The 26,156-nt window shown below is 46.5% G+C and carries 11 protein-coding genes; 10 read left to right on the top strand and 1 reads right to left on the bottom strand.

Annotated elements, in window-relative coordinates; genetic code table 11:
- Position 1: 1 nt before the first annotated feature.
- Positions 2-727 carry a LytR/AlgR family response regulator transcription factor gene (locus OL444_RS27000; protein WP_264728248.1) on the top strand — a complete coding sequence of 242 codons (726 nt, stop codon included), beginning with the start codon at positions 2-4 and terminating at the stop codon, positions 725-727.
- A 93-nt stretch (positions 728-820) separates the two neighbouring features.
- On the top strand, positions 821-1,996 hold the full coding sequence (locus OL444_RS26995; RefSeq protein ID WP_264728250.1) for a lanthionine synthetase C family protein: 1,176 nt from the start codon (positions 821-823) through the stop codon (positions 1,994-1,996).
- 155 nt (positions 1,997-2,151) lie between these two features.
- Here OL444_RS26995 and OL444_RS26990 read toward each other — a convergent pair whose 3' ends face one another.
- Positions 2,152-3,171: a T9SS type A sorting domain-containing protein gene (locus tag OL444_RS26990; RefSeq protein ID WP_264728252.1), complete on the bottom strand. Its 1,020-nt coding sequence runs from the start codon at positions 3,169-3,171 to the stop codon at positions 2,152-2,154.
- Between the two features lie 541 nt (positions 3,172-3,712).
- Here OL444_RS26990 and OL444_RS26985 point away from each other — a divergent pair.
- The 8 genes from OL444_RS26985 (at position 3,713) to OL444_RS26950 (ending at position 26,155) form a co-directional block, all read left to right on the top strand.
- Positions 3,713-4,444 (top strand): LytR/AlgR family response regulator transcription factor, encoded by a 732-nt coding sequence (locus OL444_RS26985; RefSeq protein WP_264728255.1) that lies wholly within the window; start codon positions 3,713-3,715, stop codon positions 4,442-4,444.
- Positions 4,445-4,540: 96 nt separating this feature from the next.
- The gene (locus OL444_RS26980; protein WP_264728257.1) at positions 4,541-4,993 is read left to right on the top strand and encodes a GNAT family N-acetyltransferase; all 453 of its coding nucleotides are present in this window, start codon (positions 4,541-4,543) and stop codon (positions 4,991-4,993) included.
- A 272-nt stretch (positions 4,994-5,265) separates the two neighbouring features.
- Complete coding sequence (locus tag OL444_RS26975; RefSeq protein WP_264728259.1) at positions 5,266-5,790, top strand: SRPBCC family protein; 525 nt, start codon at positions 5,266-5,268, stop codon at positions 5,788-5,790.
- Positions 5,791-6,169: 379 nt separating this feature from the next.
- Positions 6,170-6,883: a 2OG-Fe(II) oxygenase gene (locus tag OL444_RS26970; protein ID WP_264728261.1), complete on the top strand. Its 714-nt coding sequence runs from the start codon at positions 6,170-6,172 to the stop codon at positions 6,881-6,883.
- On the top strand, positions 6,867-7,166 hold the full coding sequence (locus OL444_RS26965) for an Ada metal-binding domain-containing protein (protein ID WP_307735002.1): 300 nt from the start codon (positions 6,867-6,869) through the stop codon (positions 7,164-7,166). Before OL444_RS26970 ends, OL444_RS26965 begins: the two co-directional genes overlap by 17 nt.
- A 1,274-nt stretch (positions 7,167-8,440) precedes the next feature.
- Positions 8,441-9,409: a pyridoxal-phosphate dependent enzyme gene (locus tag OL444_RS26960; protein ID WP_264728264.1), complete on the top strand. Its 969-nt coding sequence runs from the start codon at positions 8,441-8,443 to the stop codon at positions 9,407-9,409.
- Between the two features lie 23 nt (positions 9,410-9,432).
- Positions 9,433-10,404 carry a 2,3-diaminopropionate biosynthesis protein SbnB gene (locus tag OL444_RS26955; RefSeq protein ID WP_264728266.1) on the top strand — a complete coding sequence of 324 codons (972 nt, stop codon included), beginning with the start codon at positions 9,433-9,435 and terminating at the stop codon, positions 10,402-10,404.
- Positions 10,405-10,555: 151 nt separating this feature from the next.
- Entirely contained in the window at positions 10,556-26,155 is a 15,600-nt protein-coding gene (locus OL444_RS26950) for a non-ribosomal peptide synthetase (protein ID WP_264728268.1), read from the top strand.
- The last annotated feature ends 1 nt before the right edge of the window (position 26,156 follow it).

The raw sequence follows: 26,156 nt of genomic DNA, 5'->3' as shown, positions 1-26,156 counted from the left end.
TATGATCAATTGTTTAGTAGTGGATGACGAACAACATGCCATAGATGTGTTGGTGCACTATATCAGCCAAACGCCTTACCTACATCTCGTTAAATCAACTACGAGCCCGATAGAAGCTATGCAGATCCTGAATATGCAGAAGATAGACCTGGTATTCCTGGACATACAGATGCCGGAAATATCCGGTTTGGATATTGCCCGAACCATACAGGGCAAATCAAAGGTAATTATGACTACAGCTTATAGTGAATTTGCTGCAGAAGGGTTCGACCTGGAAGTGGTGGATTACCTCCTGAAACCTATTCCTATGCCCCGCTTTTTCCGGGCGGTACAACGGGTGTTGAATATGATTACAACTTCCGTTACGATCTCCCGTCAGGAAGAAACCATCGATGATGACTACATCTTTGTAAAAACGGAGTTTAAGGGAAAGATGTTAAAGATCAACCTGAAAGAAATTGAATATATAGAAGGCATGAAAAACTATGTAGCGATCTATCATGCGGGTCAGAAAACCATGGCGCTGCTGAACATGAAAGACCTGGAAGAACGGTTGCCTAAAAAGTATTTTTTCCGCGTACATAAATCCTATATTGTTTCTGTAAATAAAATTACCGCTGTAGAAGGTAATCAGATTGTCCTCAAAAATGTAAAAGCAGAAATCCTGCTGGGAGAGACCTATAAGAGCGGGTTTTTCGATCTCATGAAACATAAACTGATGGGGTGATTTTTTCGTCCCTGAAATATGCCGGTTGGTGTATAAAACTATTGCATCGCTACGCCGGACGTTAACTTTGTCGCAGAATAGTTAATATAAGCAATGCGACAATTAGCTAAAAGACAACTGGAAATACTCAATGAGCTGCTGGAAGGTTTTTCCTGCAGCAATGATACTTTTCTGGAAGGCAAGTTAGGGCAGCTCTTTTACTATTATCATCTCTATACTGTAACTGCTGCACCGGGACTCAGACAAAGAACTGAAGTGATGCTGGACGAGGTGCTGAATAATATCAGCGCTGTCAAACCAGGTCTGGATGGCGCTGCATTAAGTTATGGCGGGGCCGGATTGGGCTATGCTATTAACTTTATGAGTCAGCGCGGATTCCTGAAATTTGAGGTAGACAATGAGTTTGATAAACTCGATCGTTTTTTGTTTTATTCCGCTGAACATTTTATTGAAGAAGATAACACCGACTTACTACATGGCGCTGCCGGTATCATTCATTATTTTACCGAAAAAGCCAATGCTTCTGTCGTAGTAAACGAATACCTGGATATCCTGATAGAAAAATTGTGCAACAGCGCCGTGACGGAAGATTCGGGTTGTTGGTTCAGGAATGCCCCCGCCAGAACAAATGGGCGGCAATTAATTAACCTCAGCCTCCCGCATGGATTATGTGGGATTCTGTTGGTACTGATAAAGGCTTATGAAAGGTCCGGCCATAAAAATCTGATCCGCAACACCGTGGAAGAAGGTATCCGGTTTATCCTGAAACATAAAATGGATATTGATTTCTCCCGCGGTGAATACTCTTTCTTTCCGGTAATAATAGACCGCGATGCAGATGGTATATCTGCTCCCAACATGTTAGGCTGGTGCGCCGGTGACATCAGCATGGTGCTGCTGTTATACAGGGCCGCAAAACTATTGCGGGATGCCAGTTTATGTGAACTGGCAGACCTCATTGGTATGCAAACAATGATGCGCCGGGACGTAGCTTCTACCCTGGTTACTTCCGCCAATTTCTATCACGGCGCCGCCGGCATTGCCCAATGCTGCCATGCCCTGTATGAAGAAAGCGGCAATATTACCTACCACGAAAGCTATGAGTACTGGATCGATAAAACCATCCAGCTGCTGGAAGAAGAAATGGAATGCGATATCTATAATGGGAAGGAAAATGATGTACTGGAAGGCGTACCAGGCATTGCCATGGTATTGCTGTCTTACGTTTCCGCAAAGGAACTACATTGGAGCCGTGCTTTCTTGTTATGAGCAAATCCCTCATCATATAGGGAAAGGACCGGCGGATACCGCTACCGTGGAGGCGCCGGGGAATCGTGTAAACAGGCATGTCCTCCACCAGGTTATGAAACAGGCGATATCCCTATACGGATACCGCCTGTTTTTTATGAAAAATACCAGTCTTATTAACCTTTCGTCAGCACCATTTTCTTGGTGTCTACTTTATTGCCATCTACTATCAGGGAATAATAATAGATGCCTGGTGTAAAGCTGTTTTGCACTGTTAACTGTTGCTGTCCGCGACCCGTGAGTACAGCCGTACTGATGATTTTACCGGTATTGTCATAGATCATGATTTTCGCATTTTTCACTTTCTCCGGCAGATAATAGGCAATACTGGTGGTGTTGGTGTAGGGGTTGGGATAGTTGGGGAAAAGCACTGCTTTGCTGCTTTTGAATGCCGTACTATTCACCTTGGTCTGTAACTGATTTATCAGTTGTTTCAGGGTATTGATCTCTTCTTTCAGCTGTAATATTTCCTGCTGTGTGGCATCCGCTGATTCCCGGCTCAGGGGAGTGGAAGATCTGCGGATATTACCATTGGCATCAATGACCAATGCGGTACCGGCACCGCTGGGCAGGTTTTCAAAACGCACCGACCCATTTACATGGAAGTTGGCTGTAGGCGCAGCGGTTTTGTTGATACCTACCTTGTCACCGGCCAATGTCAATGGGTTGCTAAAGTCCAGGCAGGAAGTGGTGGTGTTGGGATAATAAATAAAGTTCAGGTCATCACTAACAGTACCACAATTGTAGCCCTGGATGATTTCCCACTTTTTGTTGTTGTTAACATTCACGATACTGTACTTGCCACCGGCATTTAAGGCAGGAACGGTTTCCAGTAATACTTCTGATACCTGCAGCGTGTTAGCGCCGATAGCATGTAACCGGATACTACCGAATACTTCCAATGGCGCGCGGGGGGTAGTGGTACCGATGCCCACAAAGCCGGAACTGTTGGCAATGGTCAGCCGTTGGATATTGTTGGTACGTATCCGGAAGTCCTGGGCATTGGTGGTACCAATAAATTCGCTGCTGCCCGGAGCATTACCGGTCGTGAGCCAGGATTGGGAACGGGCGTTAATAAAACAACAAAGGAATAATGGCAGCAATAAAGTGCCTGTGCGCATAGATTTGGATGTCATAGTTTATATTTTGGTGAAAAGAAAACAATAGGATAGTAATGTTGTGCCGTGATACAGCAGTGGGTTAATCAACTCAAATCATGATAAATAGGTCGTGTTAACAAATCAATTTTTTTCCCCGTATTACGTATCGGCAGGCAGACAGTGGATAGCAATGATCGATGCTTGCAATAACAGGTGTCTGCAAGACAGGATACCTTGCCCCAAAGCTATGCTGGTGCTAACCTGCGTATTATTCCGTAACTGTGGCTGTCTGCTGTTCACCGGTATCTGATGCATATTATAAAAGATCGCCGGAATAGAGAGGGGGCATTACATCAACCTGCTTATTTGATAGATATAAAGTGATATTCGGTATATTCGTATAGCCATTTAAAGCCCTAATCTTTTTTGTTATGCCCGGTCTTGTTTTCCTTAACCCTTATCCATAACCATTCCACTTTATTAGTTGCCACCTATCGGTTGTATCGCCTGACTGAATGCGCTTTTTCTTTATATATACTTTCAGGTGGCAGCAGGTAGTATTAAATCCCCTATCATCATGTTTACTTGTTTAATCATCAGTAACAGCGAAGCTGTTATCAGATTATTGTGCGCCTATACAAAGCAAACAGCCGGGCTTACCCTGTATCACATGGTTACCTGTTTACAGGACGCTACAGCGGTGATGGAAAATCGCCCGGTTGCTCCGGATATTATCTTGCTGGATATAGATGAAGCATTAACTACAGCTGTTGCTGCTTTTGCCACTATTCATACCAATATTGTCTTTATTTCAGCACATCGCGAGTATGCGGTGGATGCCTTTGATGAAAATGCCCTGGATTATCTGCTGCTGCCGTTTACTTATGAAAGATTTCTGAAAGCGATTCATAAAGTAAAAGAACGGGCTATCGTGAAGTCTTTATTAACAGGACGGGGCATGACAGACAAGTATTTTTTTTCACAAAGCGAAGTAAAAGGGAACATGATAAAAATTGTATACGATGACATTGTTTATATTGAAGCCCGCGCCAACTATCTCAAGGTGCAGCTGTGGGAGGAATCACACCTGATCTATTTCACGATGAAGGAAATGGAATCACAGCTATATCCCCGGGCATTTATCCGGGTGCATAAATCCTTTATCGTGAATATAGAAAAAATCAAGGTGGTAAAAGGCAATCTTGTGCTGCTTGAAAACGGGATGACCGTTGCCATTGGGGCCAGCTACCGCCAGCCTTTAATGGAAAGGATCAGTGCTCAGCTGGTCAGTAGTAAACGGCTGGGTTGATTTATTATGGCCGGATAACCGTTACGTCCGTATAAAATAGTACATTTATACTGCAGCTGTCTACCGGAACAGCAAGTACTAATTAATTTTCAGGTTATGAATACCGACATCGAAATCAGACCATATACGGCAACCGATAAATTTGATGTACTCACCTTACTACAATTAAACACTCCTCGTTTTTTTTCTCCGGAAGAAGAAGAAGACCTTATTCATTACCTGGATCATGAGGCAGAACAATATTTTGTGGTCACACGGCATTATCAGATTATTGGCGCGGGTGGTATTAACCTGACAGATAACAATCAGACCGGCAAAATCAGCTGGGACTTCCTCCATCCTGATTTTCAGGGAAAAGGAATCGGCAGCAGGTTGTTGCAGTATCGGATCGAAAAGCTGAAAGCTGTGGCTGGTATCAAAACCATTCGGGTGAGAACTTCTCAGCTGGCTTACGGGTTCTATGAAAAGAACGGTTTTGTACTGCAGGAAATTACGAAAGACTACTGGGCAAAAGGATATGATATGTATGATATGATCTATCGCCCCTGATGCTATTCCCCTCTCCCCGCTGGTAAATACCCGTTGCTGCTCTGGTTGTAAGGCCGGAGGAGCGCAGGTAATGTATTATTTCCCCTTTTCGCCGCCGCCAATGTTTTCCTCTTTTAACGTTTACGCCCTCTTCCTGTGGCGTATAGCGGTCAGTACGTTTGCTTCGTTTTCTTACAATGCGGATGGCCCACCGGATGCTACTTTTACATCATGAAGCAGGATAGAGGTAGCTTCATAGATACCATCAGCTTATTCACCTTAAAACCCAGGAAATGAAAAAAATATTATTAGGTGCCGGTTTGTTCATCGTATTACTGGCATTGATGGCAGGAGTATTGGAATTATCCAGTAGCTATCAACCATCTGTAACTATACATGAAAATGCGCCGGCGAAAACCCGGTTAAAGATAAATATACAGGCCGATCCTGAAAAGATATGGGCCATTATGAGTGATGTAGACCATTGGTCAGTATGGAATACAGATATACAGGATGTGAAATTAAACGGTGCATTTCAACAGGGAACTACATTTGATTGGAAAACGGGAGGACTCAATATTCATTCAACACTCCACACGGCAAAGCCCTACCATCAGATTGGCTGGTCCGGAACCGCTTTCGGGGCCTTTGCCATTCATAACTGGACTTTTACCCCGAAAGGTGGTTATACAGAAGTGACTGTGGAAGAAAGTATGGAAGGGTGGCTGGTGGAACTGCTGCCAAAGAAATTTCAGTCAGTACTTGAAAAAAAGCTTCACAGCTGGCTGCAACAGTTGAAAAAAGAAGCAGAAAAATAAAATCATTGCAACGATCATTTTTAATCATGTTTTAATAGTATGTCAAATGGAAAAGACGACCAGCAACACATGGAGGTACCGTTCTTATATTTCCGGTACCTGCAGGATCATCCAAAAAGTATTGAAATATAGTTTTTACGTGGCATTGTACTACTTCGCCTATGAAGGATTTATGGCCTGGAAATAAAATGTGTTGATAGTACCAGTGTAAAACGGGTGTCTTACAGACATTCGTTTCCTGTTTTTAGAAAGTGGTACCGGAACAGCTGCCAATTCAGCAAGAACCGGGTTGCTGCGCGGTACAGCCGGGGTACCTTTGCTATATAATAGTGACTCATTCTGCCACTACAAAAGATGCAGGAACTTTAAACAGCATGTGATGAAAAATGTAACCGAACGCCTGGCTGCCAGGAACTGGGGAGATGTAACCTCCGCTATGCACGAACAGGGATTTGCCCTGTTGCCACAGGTATTAACAGCGGAAGAGTGCCAAACGCTCATCGCTGCTTATGAGGCAGATAATACCTATCGGAAAACGATTAAGATGGAACGTTATCGGTTTGGCGCCGGAGAGTATAAATATTTTCGTTATCCCTTGCCTGAGCTGATCACCGACATTCGTCAGACGGTGTATCCTCATTTGATGGAAGTGGCGAATAAATGGATGGAAGTATTAAATATACCAACCCGTTTTCCGGACACCCATGAAGCCTTAAAGGACCTTTGCCATGCGCATAAACAAACACATCCTACGGTGCTTATCCTGAAATATGGAAAGGGCGGTTTTAATACGTTACACCAGGATTTGTACGGAGATATTTATTTCCCGTTGCAATTGGTGCTTTTTCTCAATGAACCGGGAGAAGATTATACGGGTGGAGAATTTGTGCTGACGGAACAAATTCCCCGGGCGCAGTCCAAAGCTAATGTGTTGCAACCCCGGCGGGGCGATATGCTGATATTTACCACCAATTTCCGGCCGGTGAAAGGAACGGGACGTTACTACCGGGTGAATATGAAACATGGGGTAAGTCCATTGCATAGTGGTCATCGCCATACGCTGGGAATTATTTTTCATGATGCCCTCAGTTGACAATCTACGGATGATCAGACATATAACATTAGGGCGTACTGACTGGCAACGTAGCAGGCGCATTCAGGAAGCTATTGTATCAGGCCAGATTTCTTTAGGCGGAAATCGTCCGCTAAAAATATATGGTTTGTTATCCTGCAATTCCGGTAAAAGGATGAAAATGGAAAACCGGGTTTTTTTTCGGGATCAGCAGGAGGCGTTATCTGCCGGATACCGGCCTTGTGGACATTGTATGCGGGATGCTTACCGGTTATGGAAGCAGGGGCGTTGTGAAGATGATTGATATTTCGTGTAACCTTTTAGGTTAGTATGTTGAAAATTAGTATGGTACTGCATGAGGTAATGTTTGATGTATTATGTATGCAGTGGTGAAATATATTTGCAGTGTGAAGTGGGTGTGGGTGGTGTAATTGTTGGTGGTATTGTGTTTCAGGGTTTTTGTTGTGGCGTTTGTGGTGTTGAATTTATCTTGTGTGCATGTGTTTGGTGTAGATAGGATAGCTTACCATTTTGTAATATATTGTATGCGGATCCGGAGATGTATTGTCTCCGGATTTTTTATCAATATAGATAAATAGCAGCATGTTCAGCCATGTATTTTTAGTGAAAAATACCTGAATATAGGTATTGTTTTAAGTGTATAAACAACTCAATTTTGCGTTGTTGCTTTTTTTATTTGCAACGAAAGAGTCTCTAAAGTGGCTATGGTAGCCGATTTTGTATCTTAAGTCTTGTTAAAGGTCCTATTTGGAAATAATATTTTTGTTAACTGGAAATGTATTTTACCCAAGGGTGTTAAGTTTATTTTAACTATCTGAAATGAAATGTTTTGATAAAAAGGAATACACTATTTTGCACCTGAAAATGAAAATACCATGCAGGAATACTTCTGGCGGACATGAAAAATTTGTTTTGTAATTGTTTTTTGAAAGAAAAAACATGTATTTTTACCGAATATCTTTCATGTTAACTATAGGTAAACACCCCGTAATTGAAATATTGAAATGATGGACCCTATTGATAATTGTTATGACTTCCAGAGAAATTGTATGTTTTAAAGAACCCGATTCATGTATGATTTTGCATGACTCCCCATATCTGTAGCCGGTAAGGCTGAATACGGATTTCTTTTAATTTACAGACTGAAGACCCATGATCATAAGAAATAATCATTGTTGCAGCAGATGTCATTTATGACCCAAATAGTGTTTGAAGGTTCAACATTTTTTATTGAAATAGCTTAATAAAGACAATATTACAATATGCCGTATGAAAAATTTATAACCCTGTGTTAACTGTCTGAATAATATTTTCTGAGCGTTGAAGTGGCGCGGATACAGCATTGTACCGGTCTACAGGGAATTGTGTGCGCTGAAATAGCTTTAGTCTGCACGCGCAACAAGTGACGAAACTTTTTTTAACTATTTATAATGTCCTCTGCGGAGGGTAAGCTGTTTTTTTGCCAGTATGATTGTAAAGGATGTGTCTCTATTGCATTTGCCCAACGTATGTCACAAAAAAAACGTTGTGGTTTACTTGTCCATTAAACCATGAATTATGTTAGAAGAACTTAGTAAACTGTCTGCTTTTATTGGCAATACGCCACTTATTCGCTTGAATAACGAAAAGAACAATTTGTTCGCCAAGTTAGAGTATAATAATTTTTCAGGTAGTTCCAAAGATAGGGCTGCATATAGTATTATATACCATGGAATAAAGTCAGGTGCCATTAATGAACAGACGACCATCATTGCCTCCAGCTCGGGGAACTTCGCTATAGCAGCGGCTTCTATTTGCAGACGGCTTAATATCAAATTTATTCCGGTTATTGATCCTAACATTAATCATTCGTATGAGCTGTTACTGAATATGCTTGCCTATAAGGTGGTGAAAGTAACAGAACGTGATTACACCGGTGGTTATTTGCTTACCCGCATTGATACGGTAAATTCATTACATGCATCTACTGAAAATTCCTTTATTGCGGATCAGTATGCTGATCCCAATAACTTTAAAGGGTATTACAACCTGAGTAAAGAAGTGTTGCAGGTATTTGACCGGCTGGATTATATATTCATTGCCGTTAGTTCCAGTGGCGCCATCACAGGGATTTCCAAGAGTATCAAACAGGAAAGACCAGATGTGAAAATAGTAGGAGTAGACGTAGAAGGTTCCGTTATTTTTAACCAGCCTCCGATGAAACGGTTTATCTCCGGTATTGGTGCCAGTAAGGTGCCACCTATCATAGAGCATGCTATTATTGACGATGTGGTCATTGTTTCACAAGCAGATATTATTAAAGGTTCGTTTGAACTGTTGCATGACCAGGCCATATTTGCCGGCGCCTCTTCAGGTGCAGTATATCTAGCCGCCAAAAACTACAGCTTCCCGGATGAATTGGAAGGAAACGCCAATTCGTTGCTGATTTTCCCGGATAAGGGTCATACCTATTTAGATACTATCTATAATAAAGAATGGGGAATTCAACTGTCACAGAAGCTACAGGAAGCTGCTTCCCTGCAATGATCAAATACAGAAAATAAAGAGTTATGTTATACTTGAATGCCGACAACATTAAAGCCGCGGGGCTTGATTGGGAACAATTGATTGCTGTTATCAGAAATGCAGTCACTGTACTGGGTACCAATGATTATGCACAGCCGATAAAACCTTATTTAAGATATGGTGATCCCAAAAACAGGATCATCGCTATGCCGGCTTACGTTGGTGGTGAATCTGCTTACGCAGGTATCAAATGGATTGCCAGCTTCCCGGATAACATCCACCAGAATAAATTAAGAGCGCATTCTGTTACCATCCTGAATGAACATAATACCGGCGTACCGTTGTGTGTGATCAACACCGCCAGCATCAGCGCCATCAGAACAGCTGCTGTTTCAGGGCTGTTAATACAGGCCTATCTCGAAAAGAGAACAGATGACAAACCTTTGAAAGTAGGTATCAATGGTTTTGGCCCTATTGGCAGAACACACCTGAAAATGGTGCAGTCTGTATTGGGTAGTCGCCTGGAAAATATTACCTTATTTGATCTGAAGCCTATTGATTTACAACAGGCGGAAATTGAAAACACAGCTAATATCACCATCGGTGAATCCTGGGAAGCTGCCTACCAGGACGCAGATATTTTTATCACCTGTACCGTATCATCTGCTCCCTATATTAACCTCCCCCCGGTAAAAGGCTCACTGCAACTGAATGTATCATTGCGGGATTATAAAGTGGAGATGAAAGATTATATGGATGCCATTATTGTAGACGATTGGGAAGAAGTATGCCGTCAGAATACGGATATAGAGAATATGCACAAGGAAAAAGGACTCCAAAAAGAACAAACCTTATCAATAGCAGATATTGTTTGCCAGGATGCATTGCGTCAATACAGTGATACAGATACTATTATGTTTAATCCTATGGGAATGGCCATCTTCGATATTGCAGTAGGTGGATATTACTATCAGAAAGCGCAGCAGGACAGTATCGGTTTTGTGCTGCCTGACTAAATAAATCAGATTACAGTAACGCCAGTATATAAATACGGGAAATCATCACAATTGTAGTAGTAGCCCATTCCATCCTTGTGAAAGGGTGCTACTATACAATTGTATTTTACTCATTTGTTCGATGTTTAAATAAACGCTAATACATACAGATATGTCACACCGTGCTGTCCCTCTGCACCCTGCACAGCAGGAGGTTTATGTAGATCAGTTGATTAACCCTGATGTAGTATACTATAACATTGGTGGATACATACAACTGGTGGGAAAACTGGATAAAGAGAAATTGCTGGAAGCAGTGCGTTCACTGCCACAGATATTCGATGTGCTGAAAATGCGTTTCGATTTATCCGATCCTGTACCTACGGGATATGTTGTGGATGATTATACTGAGATGGAATTACCCGAACTGGATTTTCATGCTAAAGGTATGAGCCGGGAAGCATGTGACCAGTGGGTCACTGAACAATTAGCGACACCTTTTACCTTCGATAAATCAAAATTGCTGATAGACCAATACCTGATTAAAATATCAGAAGAAGAACATTGGTTTTATCAGAAAACACACCACCTCGTATCAGATGGTTTTGGTACCTCTGCACTGAATCAGTATGTAGCGCAGCGATATAAGGCGCTGATGGCCAATACGGAATTGAACATTAAACTTCCTTCTTATCTGGAAGAAGCAGTACGGACATCTGACTACAATCAAACGCCTGCCTATGAAGCAGAAGGTGCTTACTGGAAGGAAAAGCTGGGCACCAAACCCTCACCGGTACTGCAACGAAAAGCGCGTTCCCTGGATCAGTCACGTAACCAATTTGATAACCTGGTACTGGAAATAGACGGCGCGGAAAGAAAATTGCTGGATGCATTGCAGGAGCGTACCAAAGGTAATCTGCAGCAGCTCACCATTGCTGCCTTTATCATCTATTTTGCCAAAACAACAGAACATACTGATTTTGTATTTGGTATACCGCTGCATAAAAGACGTACCAAGCACTTACGTATGATTGCCGGTATGTTTACCGGTATTATTCCCTTTAAAGGAGAGTACGATCCGGAGATGAAACTGGTAGACCTGGTGCGTCGCATTGCTACCTCGCAGCGGGAAGACTATCGTTATCAAAACTATATGCTGGCTGATCTGAGCCGGCATTTTAAGATAAATACAGCAGAAGAACAACTGATCGAAATCCTGGTAAACTATGCGCCGCTGAACTTTGAACTGGATTTCGGAGAGGGCTTAAAAGCGCGTACCTACAATATTCCGAATGGCGCTGCACCGGTGCCGCTGGAATTATTGTGGTATGACTATGGTGAACTGCAGCCCATGGAAATGAGAATAGATTTCCGGGAAGATTATTTTACAAAAGATGAAATCCGTTTATGGGCACAGCGGATATTATATATCCTGCATCAGTTCCTGGAAAATCCGGAACAGTCGCTGCAGGAAATTAAAATTGTACCGGAAGCAGAACAGTCGCTGATCAATACCTTCCATCATTGTGCAGCCGGCTATCCGGAAGCAGCGACCATCACGTCGCTGATTGATGCACAGGTACGGCAAACACCGGATGCGGTGGCTGTTACCAGCGAAGGCGTACAGCTCACCTATAAACAGCTGGATGAAAAGGCGAATCAACTGGCGCATCTCCTCATCAGCACAGGGGTAACAAAAGAACAGCTGGTGCCGGTATGTGTGGAACGTAATGAATGGATGATCATCGGCATACTGGGCATCCTGAAAGCAGGTGCCGCTTATGTACCGATAGATCCTGCCTATCCGGAAGAACGCATTTACTATATGCTGGAAGATACCGCTGCTGCAGTTATTGTTAGCAGCAGTGCCTGTGCCGGTATATTTGAAAAAACTACCGCGCAGCTGGTCATCATGGATGATGCAGCCGCCACGGAGAAACTGCCTGTGACGCCGGTAGCCATTGCCCGGTTGCCCCATCAGGTAGCCTATGTGATCTTTACCTCCGGATCTACCGGTAAACCCAAAGGGGTGTTGGTGGAAGACCGGAATGTGGTGCGCCTCTTTGAAACAGACAAACCTTTATACGATTTTAACCGGCAGGATGTATGGACCATGTTCCACTCTTTCTGCTTTGACTTTTCTGTGTGGGAAATGTACGGCGCCCTCTTCTACGGCGGCCGCCTGGTGATCGTGCCTAAGCAGGTAACTCAGGATACTGAACTGTTTGCGGAATTGCTGATAACAGAAAAAGTAACTGTCTTAAACCAGACACCTTCTTCTTTTTATGTATTACAGGATTACATGACCGGCCGTACCACTACAACGGCTATACGGTATGTAATTTTCGGGGGAGAAGCCCTCAATCCGGCTAAATTAAAACCCTGGCAGCAACAATATAAAAACAGCCGCCTGATCAACATGTACGGGATTACGGAAACCACCGTACATGTTACCTACCAGGAACTGGATGAAACACATGTAGGCAGCAGTGCCAGTGTAATCGGTAAACCTATTCCTACTTTAAGCGCCTACATCCTGGACGAAAACCTGGTACACCTGCCGATAGGTACTACCGGTGAATTGTTTATCGGTGGCGCCGGGGTGGCAAGAGGTTATCTCAACCGCCCGGAACTGACCAGCGAAAGATTTATTGCCAGCCCGTTTGAAGCGGGTGAACGCCTGTATCGTACCGGTGACCTGGGGCGTTGGTTAACAGATGGTACCATTGAGTACCTGGGGCGTATAGATGACCAGGTAAAAATCCGGGGTTTCCGTATTGAGCTGGGTGAAATTGAAAATGTATTGCAGCAAAGCGGTCTGGTACAACAGGGCGTAGTGCTGGCAAAAGCAGATTACAGCGGCAATAAGAACCTGGTGGCCTATGTGGTGCCGACGGATGATTTTACAAAAGAAGCCGCGAAAAACTGGCTTAAAACACATTTGCCGGATTATATGGTGCCGGCATTGTGGGTGATCATGGACGAGATTCCGTTAACCGCCAATGGGAAGGTAAACCGCAAAGCGTTGCCGGAACCGGATGCGGGTGAACTGGTAACAACCGTATATGAAGCGCCCCGTAATGAAACAGAAGAAAAACTGGCAGCCATCTGGCAGGAACTGCTGGGAATAACACGTACAGGGATACACGATAACTTCTTTGAACTGGGAGGTGACTCTATCCGTGTAATCACAGTAGTGAGCCGCATCCGGCATCAGTTTAAGAAAGAAATCAGTGTATTTGAAGTATATGTAGCCAATACCATTGCGCTGCTGGCTGAGCTGATTGATAGTCGTGGCGCCGCAGCGGGTGAACAACAACGAAAAATTTACCGGGAGATAAAAGCGGAAATAGCCGGCATTGCAGCCGACGTATTGCCGTTGCTGCCCGATGCAGATAGCATCGAGGCGGTTTACCCCATGAGCGATATTGAACACGGGATGGTATACATCTCCCTGTTGAATCCGGAAGCCGCGCTTTATCACGATCAGATCGTGGTGCGGCTGCCCTTGAAATTTGACGCGGCGCTGGTAAAACAGGCCATGCAAATCATCGTGGAAAAGCATGCTACTTTAAGAACGGCTTTTGCACTGGATGTAGCCCAACATAATCTGCATATCGTTTACCGCTCCGTAGCAGTGGCAGTAGATTATTTTGATATCCGCCATGCCAGCGAGAAAGCGGCGAAAGGTATTGTAGAAGCCTATCTGCAGGAAGAACGCGCCCGTCCGTTTGATATTACGAAAGCACCTTTGTGGAGAACCGCCCTGTTCGGCTGGCAGGATTACCAGGTTTTTGTATTGCAGGTGCATCACGCCGTGCTGGATGGCTGGAGTGTGGCCTCCCTGCACGCAGAACTCTACCAGCTCTGCACACAGCTGCAGGCGGCAACGACGGTATCCTGGACGCCCCTGAAATGTTCCTATGAAGATTATATCATTGAAACACTGGCAGCCAAACAAGATGATGAAAATAAAACTTTCTGGAAGCAGGACCTGGATGATTATAAACGCCTGAATATCTTCTCTACGGAAGATGATTACCAGGTATTTGATCACCCATATGAGGCGGCCTTCCTGGAGAAACTGAAAATAAAAACAAAACAGGATAACCTTACCCTGAAAGGCCTTTTCCTGGGTGCCTGCGCCTATGCATTGGGTATGCTCACCTACGAAGAAGAGGTGACCATTGGTCTGGTAACAAACAACCGCCCGGTGATGGAAGACAGTGATAAACTGCTGGGCTGTTTCCTGAATACAATTCCTTTCCGCTTTGAAACAGGTAAACAACATGGTACCTGGAAAAACTATTTTGAAAAGATAGAAGAGAAACTCCTGCAGATGAAACGCCGGGAGAAAACCAGTCTTTTCGAAATCACAAAAATTACGAAAGAACAGACAGGTGATGAGAATCCTTACTTCGATGTGATTTTCAACTTTGTGAACTTCCACGTATACGAAGAAGGTGTAGCGGATATCTCTCCCTTCATGAATACAGCGGCGATATCGGATGGTACCTTTATCAACGATTTCACCGTTACCAATACCTGGCTGGACTTCTCTGCCAGCATCACCAATGATGTTTTTATCCTCCATTGTGTACTCCGTAAGAAATTCAGGTCCGGCAAAACACTGCAGGACCTGCAGTTATATTTTGATCAGATTATTCATGCCTACCTGGATGAGTATGAAGGTCGTTTAGTCGATAGCGTTATATTGCCGTCTGCGGAACAACTCCGCCTGCTGCAGGAATCTGCAGGCCCGGCAGTAGATTATCCGGCAGACCGGACAGCCGTGGCTGTATTTGAAGAGCGGGCATTGATCACACCGGGCGCTGTGGCCGTGAGATGTGAAGACAAAATACTCACCTACGCAGAACTGGATGCAGCTTCCAACCAGCTGGCGCATTACCTGCGCAGACTGGGCGTGGAACAGGATACCCTGATACCGTTGTGTATTGAGCGTTCTGCCGATATGCTGGTGGCTATTCTCGGTATCTGGAAAGCAGGGGGCGCTTATGCTCCTATTGATGTTACTTATCCGGAAGAACGTATCAGCTACATCGTGGGTGATTGTGAAGCGCAGATCGTGATATGTACAGCTGCTACAAAAGCCAATATTCCTGCGGTTACCCACCTGGTAGTATTGGATGAAGACCGGAAAGAAATTGCCCATGCGCCGGTAAAAGCATTACAAACCCAACCATCGCCGGATGACCTGGCGTATGTGATATATACTTCCGGTTCTACCGGAAAACCCAAAGGGGTAATGGTAGAACATAAGGGAATGCTGAATCACCTGTATGCCAAAATCAATGACCTGCAGATGAATCATCATACCGTACAGGCCTATACAGCGTCCTATACGTTTGATATCTCTGTATGGCAGATGTTCTCCGCCTTACTGGTAGGTGGGGAAACCATTGTGTTTACCGATCAGCTTATCTTCCAGCCAGCCGTACTGATGGACGCTGTAGAGCAGCACCAGGTAAGTATCCTGGAGCTGGTGCCTTCTTACCTGGCCTCCGTATTACAGGAAGAAATCAGCATTCCGCTGCCACGTCTGCAGTACCTGATGGTTACCGGTGAGGTGATCAGTCAGCATGTACTGGCACAGTGGTTTGCTCATCCGGTATACGGACATATTCCGGTGGTGAATGCCTATGGCCCTACGGAAGCTTCTGATGATATTACGCATTACTTCATGTATGAAACACCTGATACCAGCAATGTGCCATTAGGTAAAACCATACAGAATCTTTATATCTATATTCTGGATAAATCCCTGCAGCTGGCGCCTGCCGGCGTAGCAGGTGAAATCTGTGTGGCGGGTATTGGTGTATCACGTGGTTACCTGAAACGTCCGGAACTGACGGCAGACCGGTTTATCCGCAATCCGTTCAGCACAGATCCTGGCTCCAGAATGTACCGTACCGGTGACCTCGGACGCTGGCTGCCGGATGGTAATATTGAATACCTGGGCCGGATAGATGAACAGGTGAAAATACGTGGCTACCGGATCGAGCTGGGAGAAATTGAAACCGCAGTAAGACAAAGTGGCCTGGTACACCAGGGTGTGGTGATGGCCCGTCCTGACGAAAACGGCAATAAGCGCCTGGTAGGATATGTAGTGCCTACGGAAGATTTCGACCGCGAAGGTATCCGTCATTACCTGAAAGATAAGTTACCGGAGTACATGGTGCCCACGCTTTGGGTGATCCTGGAAGAAATGCCGCTTACTCCCAATGGTAAGATCGACCGTAAGGCGTTGCCGGAACCGGCAGTAGCGGAGTTGATAGATGTGGCCTATGTGGCGCCGCGCAATGAAGCCGAGCAGGTACTGGCCGATATCTGGCAAACCCTGTTACGGATAGAACGGGTAGGGATCAACGATAATTTCTTCGGACTGGGAGGCGACTCTATTATCACCATCCAGGTGGTAAGCCGGGCAAAAAGACTGGGCTATGAATTACAGGCCCGTGAAATCTTCCAGTATCAGACTATTGCGCAGCTGGCGGCAGTGATTGCCCTCCGTAAAGGCGCAGTGGCTGCAGCAGGAGAACAAGGTACCCTGGAAGGAGCGGTTGGTCTGCTACCTATACAGCAGGCATTTTTTGAAGCCGCGGCACATATGCCGGCGGTGCCTCAACACTATAATCAGACCTTATTATTTTCACTCGATAAACGCGTAACTGCCGGCGACCTGTCTGGTATACTGATGCAGCTGCAACGGCAGCACGATGCCTTACGGATGGAGTACCGGCAGGACGCAGGGAAATGGATACAAACTTACGGTAACCGCTATACGGAGCTGGAAACGGCAGACCTTTCTGCGGTGGCGCCGGATGAATTGTCTGCGCAGATCACCGCCTGCTGCCGTACTTACCAGGCCAGCCTGGATATCAGCAGTGGTGCATTGATCCGGATGGTGCATATACAAACACCTGCTGCGGATAGTCATCACCGTTTGCTGATAGTCATCCATCACCTGGCAACAGATGGGGTTTCCTGGCGGATACTGCTGGAAGACCTGGAACGTTTGCTGACAGCCCGCGCGAAAGGAACCGTGGCCGCAGCGGAAGCCAAGAGCTGGTCTTACCGGCAGTGGTATACACAGCTGGAAACCTATAGCCGCAGTCGCCGGTTATTGACACAGCAACGTTATTGGGAAAATGTCACGGCAGCAGCCACCACATTGCCGGTAGATAAAGCCACTACCACAGTGGTAAGGAAAAAAGATACGGCTGCCTACAACAGCAGACTGGATGCTACCGCTACCCGGTTGTTGTTGCAGGAAGTACCAGCTGCCTATCATACCGAAATCAATGATATCCTCCTGGCAGCACTGGCACAGACTTTATCAGCCTATAGCGGGCATACCTCCGTGGTCATTGGTATGGAAGGACACGGCCGGGAAGCAATCAGCCGCGAAGCAGATATCAGCCGTACAGTGGGATGGTTTACCAGCCTGTTCCCCGTTTGGTTAAATACCGAAAATGTACACACATCAGGTGATCTCATTAAAAGTATCAAAGAACAACTGCGTAATATCCCTGATAAAGGTCTGGGATATGGCGTATTAAAATACATACACCAGCTGCCGTCACTGGCGGGTCAACAACCCTGGGAAATTGAATTCAACTACCTGGGGCAGCTGGATAATATTACAGCACAAAGCGAATGGCTGGAAACCGCTGCGGAATATGCCGGTGAAGATGTGCAGGAAGATTGGATCGTGGCCGAAAAACTGGCGATCAACAGCCGGATACAGGAAGGCGTATTACAGGTAGAATGGACCTACAGCGGTTTGCATTTTGAAGAAACTACTATCGCCACATTGGCGGAAGCCTATCTGCAACAGCTGACTACACTCATCACACATAGTGTGGAACAAGCTGGCAAAGCTGCCATATTTACTCCGTCAGATTATGGTCTGGAAACAGCGGTGTCTTATCAGCAACTGGATGCATTCCTGTATGGCAGCAACCAGTTGTCTGCACAGCTGTCTGCTGTATACCGGCTGAGTGGCCTGCAGGAAGGGATGTTGTTCCACGGATTGTATGATGCGCATGGCGGCGCTTACGTAGAACAGCTGATCTGTGAAGTGTCCAACCTGGATATACCGGTCTTCCGGGAAAGCTGGGCAAAGGTATTGCAACAGCACAGTATCCTGCGTAGCAGCTTTAACTATGAAGCGTTGTCGGTACCGGTGCAGTGTGTACATCACCATGTAACCCTGCCGTTTGAAACAGCAGATTATCGTCACCTGTCTGCAGCTGACCAGGAAGTGGCTATTCAGGCATTGATGAAAGCCGACAGAAACCGCGGCTTTGATTATGCTGCACCACCGCTGATGCGTATTACGCTGATGCAAACCAGTGACACAACATACCGCATGCTGTGGACATTCCACCACCTGTTACTGGATGGCTGGTCTGTACCGGTGTTGTTTGAAGAACTGTTTGGCTACTATGAAAATATCCTGGCCGGTAAACCGGTGGTAACAGGCACAGAAGATCTTTACCAGGATTATATCCGGTATATCGAAAACCGCGATAGTGAAGCAGAAGAAAACTACTGGCGCGGCTATATGCAGGGAACTACAGCCGGCACCTTATTGCCGTATGTACCGGTGGCGGCAGACCGTACCCGGAGTGCAGGTGAATATCTCCTCAAGAGCTTTACCCTGGATGCAGCTACTACCAGCGCTATCCAGGCATATGCACAGCAAAATAAACTGACGGTAAATACCATCATGCAGGGTGTCTGGACCTGGATACTGCAGCAGTACACTGGTCAGGATGCGGTGACCTTCGGGGTAACTGTATCTGGTCGTAACGGCGCATTGCCGGGTGTAGAGCAGCGGGTAGGGTTGTATATCAACACACTGCCACTGCATGTACAGGTGGACCGGAATATGGCCGTAATACCTTGGCTGGAAACCATCCAGCAGCGGGAGATGCAGTCCAGGGAATATGAATATACGCCTATCAATACCATCCAGCGCTGGCTTGGCCTGTCAGGCGATCTGTTCGACAGCATCATGGTATATGAAAACTATCCGGTAAGCGAAGCCGTAAAAGCCAAAGGATGGAGTGTGCAGATTGACCAGGTGAAAGTACAGGAACAAACCAACTATCCGTTGAGTATCCTGATTGCGGCCGCACAGGAGATTTATGTACAGTTTGGCTATAATACGGCTTTACTGGAAGAAGTATATGTAGCGCAGCTGGCGGAGCATTTCAGAACAGTCCTGTTACAGATTGTTTCCGGCGCAAAACATAAACTGGCGGATATTACCTTGCTGACAGCAACGGAATATGACCGGCTGGTGAATACCTTCAATGAAACGGATATGGAACCGGTAACGGATACGACTATACCGGCTTTATTTGAAGTACAGGCTGCCCGTACACCAATGGCTACTGCTGTTGTTTTTGAAGATAAAGTACTCACTTACCAGGAACTGAATGATCAGGCAAACCGGTTAAGCTATTATCTGACTGATAAAGGGCTGAATCCGGGCGATCTGGTACCTGTTTGTATAGACAGATCACCGGAGATGATGATTGCCCTGTTGGGTATCCTGAAGGCCGGTGGCGTATATGTACCAATCGATCCATCCTATCCGGCAGATAGAATCAGCTATATGCTGGAAAATAGTGGCCGGGAAAACCGCATCGTGGCTACCACCGCTTATCGTGCGATGCTTACGGAGATTTCACCGGAGCGCACAGTGGTATGTATCGACGAACTGCTTACAGCGGCTACACCTGCCCGTTCCTGGGATAACCCGATCACAGATATTACCGGCAGCAGCCTTGCTTACATCATTTATACTTCCGGTTCCACCGGTAAGCCTAAAGGGGTAACCATTGAACATGCGGCTGTTATCAACCTGATACGTTATCAGACCCGGAAATTTGGTATAACTGCGGAGGAACGTATCCTGCAGTTCTCCAGCTACGCCTTTGATGCGGCAGTGGAGCAGATGTACCTGGCTTTATTCAACGGAGCCGCACTGGTGCTGATACCGGATCGTATCCGCCTGGATAAACCAGCTTTTGAACAGCTGTTGCAGCAGCAACAGGTGACACATCTGCATGCCACACCAGGATTCCTGCAGACCATTACACCAGGAGGTTACAGCGCATTGAAACGCGTGATTGCCGGTGGGGAAGCCTGCAGCATACAGCTGGCGAAAGAATGGGGACAGTATGCAGTGTTCTATAACGAATACGGCCCTACGGAAACAACCGTTACGGCGACGGAGTATTTATATACCGCCACCGCTGCAGGCAAACAAGACATATTACCTATTGGTAAACCACTGGGTAATACCCGTGCCTACGTATTGGATGCTTTTGGCAATCCGCAACCGATAGGTATTGCCGGCGAATTATACATCGGAGGTAAACAGGTGAGCCCTGGCTACCTGCACCTGCCGGAACTGACAAAAGAAAAGTTTGTAACGGATCATTTCACCAAAGATCCGGCTGCAAAATTATATAAAACAGGAGACCTGTGCCGGTGGTTACCGGATGGTAATCTCGAATTCCTAGGTCGTATAGATGACCAGGTAAAAGTGAGGGGTTACCGGATTGAACTGGGCGAAATTGTACATGTGCTGGAAGCCAGCCCACTGGTGAAACAAGCGGTAGTACTGGCGTTGCCAGGTGGCGCCGGTGCAGATGCGCCATTGCGCCTGGTAGCCTATGTGGTACCGGAAGGTGCATTCGATAAGGAAGGTATGGTAGCCTGGCTGCAACGTGCTTTACCAGACTACATGATTCCAGCATTGCTCATCGAATTGGATCACCTGCCATTGACTGCCAATGGTAAAATAGACCGCAAGGCATTGCCGGACCCTGTAGAAGCAGTAACGAATGTATATGTGGCGCCACGTAACGAAACAGAACTTACACTGGCCCGCATCTGGCAAACATTGTTAGAGACAGAACAGATAGGTGTGCACGATAATTTCTTTGAAAGAGGCGGACATTCTTTGCTGGCCATCCGGCTGATGGCCGCTGTTCGCAAGGAGTTGTCAGCGGAACTGGTGATGAAGGACATCTTCAACTACCCCAGTATCGCTGCCCTGACGGATTATCTGCAGGAAAAAGGCCAGACGGCACTGTTGCCGGCGATTACACCGGTGGTGCCTAAACCACAGCATATCCCACTGTCGTTCAGCCAGGAACGTTTGTGGTTCATCGATGAACTGGAAGGTAGTTTACATTATCATATTCCGGCCATACTGAAATTAAGTGGTCCGCTCGATCAATATGCCTTAAAGGCGGCGCTGCAGGAAATCATCAACCGGCATGAAGTGCTGCGTACGGTGATCCTGCATGCGGAAGAATTTGAAATGGCGCATCAGCAGTTGTTACCGGAAAACACCTGGCAGCTGGAAACCATTTCTACGGAAGATACGGCAGCGGCTATACGTGAATTCATTGACCGGCCGTTTATCTTAGCGGCTACACATATGCTGCGGGCAGGCCTGATCCAGGTAGCTGCCACAGAACACCTGCTGGTACTGACGATACATCACATTGCATCCGATGGCTGGTCTGTGGGTGTTATACTCCGGGAGTTATCGGTTTTGTATAATGCTTACGCACAGGATCGTACACCGGTATTACCTGCATTGCCGGTACAATATGCCGACTATGCCTTATGGCAGCGTGCCTATGTAACCGGAGAAGTACTGACCCAACAGAAAGATTACTGGATCAGACACCTGGCGGGATTGGAACCACTGCAGTTGCCAACAGATTTTCCAAGACCTGCGATCCAGAGTACACGCGGTGCTGCGATCCGCGTACCGTTGCCGGCTCATCTGGCAGGAGAGCTGCAGCAATTGAGCCAGCACCTGGGCAGTACCTTGTTTATGACCCTGTTTTCTGCTTTCCAGGTATTGCTGTATCGCTACAGCGGTCAGGAAGACATCTGCGTAGGAACGCCTGTAGCCGGTCGCCGGCAACAGGAAGTAGAAGGACTCATCGGGTTCTTTGTGAATACACTGGCTTTACGCAGCCAGCTGCAGGGAGATATGTCATTTACTGCTTTGCTGCAACAGGTAAGAACGAATCTGCTGGATGCCTACAGTCACCAGGATATTCCTTTTGAGAAGATTGTGGATGTAGTGGCCAAAGACCGCGATATGAGCCGCTTACCGGTATTCCAGGTGATGTTTGTATTGCAGGAAGCTGCGGCTCATGCAGCTTTACAACTGGATGGTATCACCGTGGAACTGGAAGAAGTGGAACACACCACTGCCAAGTTTGACCTGATTTTTGAACTGGAAGAAGGAGCGGATAGTCTGGCATTGCGGGTGGAATATTGCAGGGATCTTTTCCGGGAAGAAACGATCCGGCAGATGATCGGACATTATGCACAGTTGCTGGAAGCCATCGTAACGGCTCCGCAGCAACAGATAGGATTACTGCCTATGCTGGCGCCGGCAGAAGAACACCGGTTGCTGCAGGTACTGAGTGGTGCGCCGGCAGGATATCCGGAAGATAAAACGATAACAGATCTGTTTGAAGCACAGGTGCAACAAACACCGGATGCGATAGCAGTCGTATATGAACACGAACAACTTACCTACCGCCGCCTGGATGAACTGGCGGTGCAGCTGGGTCATTACCTCCGCCACAAAGGAGTGGTGCCGGGCATGCTGGTACCGGTATGTTTGAACAGAAGTGTGGAGATGATTGTGGGGATCATGGGTATCCTGAAAGCGGGTGCAGCTTATGTGCCGATCGATCCGGTATATCCGGAGGACCGTATCCGTTATATGGTGGAAGACACCGCATCTCCTGTAATTGTTACCAGTGCAGTCTGTGCAGCACTTTTCGAAGGAATGGAAAAAGCAGGCGAGCTGGTATTACTGGATGCCGATGCACCACAGATCAGCAAAATGCCGCAGGAAGCCGTGCCGGTTACCAGGTCTCCGAAAGAGGTAGCTTACGTCATCTACACGTCCGGCTCTACCGGTCGTCCGAAAGGCGTGCTGGTCACCCACGAAAATGTGGTGCGGTTGTTTGAAACAGATGCGCCGTTATATGATTTCGATGAACAGGATGTATGGACCATGTTCCACTCTTTCTGCTTCGACTTCTCCGTATGGGAAATGTATGGCGCATTATTCTATGGTGGTAAACTGATTGTAGTACCACGGCACGTAACACAGGATGCGGTATTGTTTGGAGAACTGCTGATAAGGGAAAGAGTAACAGTACTGAATCAGACCCCTTCTTCTTTCTATGTTTTACAGGACTACCTGACAGAACGTACCGCCACTTTGCCTGTGCGTTATGTGATCTTCGGTGGGGAAGCACTCAATCCGGGTAAACTGAAACCCTGGAAACAATTATATAAAGACTGTCGCCTGATTAATATGTACGGTATTACAGAAACCACCGTGCATGTGACCTTCCAGGAACTGGACTGGCATCATTTGCAGCAGAGTGCCAGTGTGATCGGTAAACCAATACCAACACTGCGCGCCTATATCCTGAATGCACAACAAGGCCTGGTGCCGGTGGGCGTTGCCGGAGAACTGTATGTGGGAGGTGCTGGTGTGGCGAAAGGTTATCTCAACCTGCCGGGACTGACGACAGAAAGATTTATCATGAATCCATTCTCACCGGAAGAACGGTTATACCGTACCGGGGATCTGGGTCGCTGGTTGCAGGATGGTAACATCGAATACCTGGGCCGTATAGACGACCAGGTAAAGATCCGCGGCTTCCGTATAGAATTGGGCGAAATAGAAAATGTATTACAGCAAAGTGGCCTGGTAAACCAGGGCGTAGTGCTGGCAAAAACAGACCAATCCGGCAACAAGCGGCTGGTAGGTTATGTGGTGCCTGCTGCAGGCTTTAGCCGTGACGCCGTGATGGCCGCCTTAAAAGAACGTTTACCGGATTACATGGTACCGGCATTATGGGTAACGCTGGAGGAAATACCATTGACATCAAACGGAAAAGTAAACCGTAAAGCTTTACCAGATCCGGATGCAGGTGAGTTATCTGATACCACCTATGTGGCGCCGCGCAATGAAACAGAAGAAGACCTGGCAGATATATATGAACAATTACTCAGTGTATCACGTGTAGGTATACACGATAATTTCTTTGGCCTGGGAGGAGATTCCATTATCACCATCCAGGTGGTAAGCCGTGCGAAAAGACTGGGTTATGAAGTGCAGGCGAAAGATGTGTTTATGCATCAGACGATTGCACAGCTGGCCGCCGTATTACAGACACGCAAAGGCAAAGGGGATGCGGTAGTAGGAGAACAGGGCATACTTTCCGGTACATCCGGTCTGCTGCCTATCCAGCAATGGTTCTTCGAAGAAGCACAATCAGCTGCGGCGATACAGGATCACTTCAACCAGAGCGTATTGCTCGCGGTAGATAAAAACGTGGACGAAACCATATTGGCTGGCGTACTGCAGCAACTGCAGACGCACCATGATGCCCTGCGTTTTACCTATCACCATCAGGAGAATAGCTGGCAACAGGAATATGGCGCTCATTACAGTACACTGGAAGTGACTGATCTCACAGGTGAAAATGAACATACGCTAACGGAAGCGATTACACGCTGCTGTCAATATCATCAGGGCAACCTGGATATCCGGCATGGAGACCTGATCCGTATGGTGCTGATCCGCACCCCGGATCATGAACTGCAACATCGCCTGTTGCTGGTGATTCATCACCTGGCAGTAGATGGCGTTTCCTGGCGCATACTCCTGGAAGATACCGAAAACCTGCTGCAGGCGGCCATGAAGGGCGCACCGGCAGACCTGGGATTAAAGAGCACAGCTTACCGGCAGTGGTATGATCAATTGGTTACCTATAGCCAAAGCCGTCGGCTGTTATCACAGCAACGGTATTGGGAGAGTGTGAATAACACCACCGCTCACTTACCAGTGGATGTTACTTTCGATCACCCGGTATGTGTAAAAGACAACGGACAATATATCAGTCAGCTCGATGCGGTGTATACCCAACGCTTGCTGCAGGAAGTTCCCCGTGCCTATCATACAGAAATCAATGATATCCTGCTGGCAGCACTGACCCGTACCCTCACAGACTGGAGCAATACAGAAAAGGTGGTGATAGGATTGGAAGGCCATGGCCGTGAGGAAATTGGCGGCGCCTATGATATCAGCCGTACGGTAGGATGGTTTACCAGCCTGTATCCTGTGCAGCTGCGTGCCACGAAGGAAGAAGATGCCGGTAACCTGATCAAAAGTGTGAAAGAACAACTGCGTCAGATACCAGACAAAGGACTGGGTTATGGCGTGTTGAAATATATCAGCAAAGTACCTGCTTTACAAGGTGCACAACCCTGGGAGATTGTTTTCAACTATCTCGGCCAGATGGATAATGTGGCAAAATCGAATGGCAGGATCGGCCTGGCACCGGAATCTACCGGCCAGGAAGTACATGCCGATTACCACACCCGTGAAAAACTATCCGTTAACAGTATGATACAGGATGGCGTGTTATCCCTGCACTGGACATTTAGCCGTAAGCATTACGATGCGGCTACTATTGCCCGGCTGGCAGATAACTACCTGCAGCAACTGATCGCATTAATCACGCATTGTGTAACACAGGGCGAACAGGAACAGGTATTTACACCATCTGACTATGGCTTGTCTGCAACAGTGAGTATTGAACAACTGGATCAGTTCCTGAATGGAGAAGCCAACGGTAATTCAACTGAATTAGAAGATATCCTAAACTTTTAAG

Source organism: Chitinophaga nivalis (assembly GCF_025989125.1).
GTDB classification, from domain to species: domain Bacteria; phylum Bacteroidota; class Bacteroidia; order Chitinophagales; family Chitinophagaceae; genus Chitinophaga; species Chitinophaga nivalis.
Note: the sequence above shows the minus strand (reverse complement) of the source record. Positions and strands in the feature narration are given on the sequence as shown.

Bases quoted from the DNA above. Each gene is read 5' to 3' on its own strand.
- OL444_RS26995 (WP_264728250.1), top strand. From the start codon at position 821: ATGCGACAATTAGCTAAAAGACAACTGGAAATACTCAATGAGCTGCTG.
- OL444_RS26970 (WP_264728261.1), top strand. From the start codon at position 6,170: ATGAAAAATGTAACCGAACGCCTGGCTGCCAGGAACTGGGGAGATGTA.
- OL444_RS26950 (WP_264728268.1), top strand. From the start codon at position 10,556: ATGTCACACCGTGCTGTCCCTCTGCACCCTGCACAGCAGGAGGTTTAT.
- OL444_RS26975 (WP_264728259.1), top strand. From the start codon at position 5,266: ATGAAAAAAATATTATTAGGTGCCGGTTTGTTCATCGTATTACTGGCA.
- OL444_RS26985 (WP_264728255.1), top strand. From the start codon at position 3,713: ATGTTTACTTGTTTAATCATCAGTAACAGCGAAGCTGTTATCAGATTA.
- OL444_RS26965 (WP_307735002.1), top strand. From the start codon at position 6,867: ATGATGCCCTCAGTTGACAATCTACGGATGATCAGACATATAACATTA.
- OL444_RS26960 (WP_264728264.1), top strand. From the start codon at position 8,441: ATGTTAGAAGAACTTAGTAAACTGTCTGCTTTTATTGGCAATACGCCA.
- OL444_RS26990 (WP_264728252.1), bottom strand. From the start codon at position 3,171: ATGACATCCAAATCTATGCGCACAGGCACTTTATTGCTGCCATTATTC.
- OL444_RS27000 (WP_264728248.1), top strand. From the start codon at position 2: ATGATCAATTGTTTAGTAGTGGATGACGAACAACATGCCATAGATGTG.
- OL444_RS26980 (WP_264728257.1), top strand. From the start codon at position 4,541: ATGAATACCGACATCGAAATCAGACCATATACGGCAACCGATAAATTT.
- OL444_RS26955 (WP_264728266.1), top strand. From the start codon at position 9,433: ATGTTATACTTGAATGCCGACAACATTAAAGCCGCGGGGCTTGATTGG.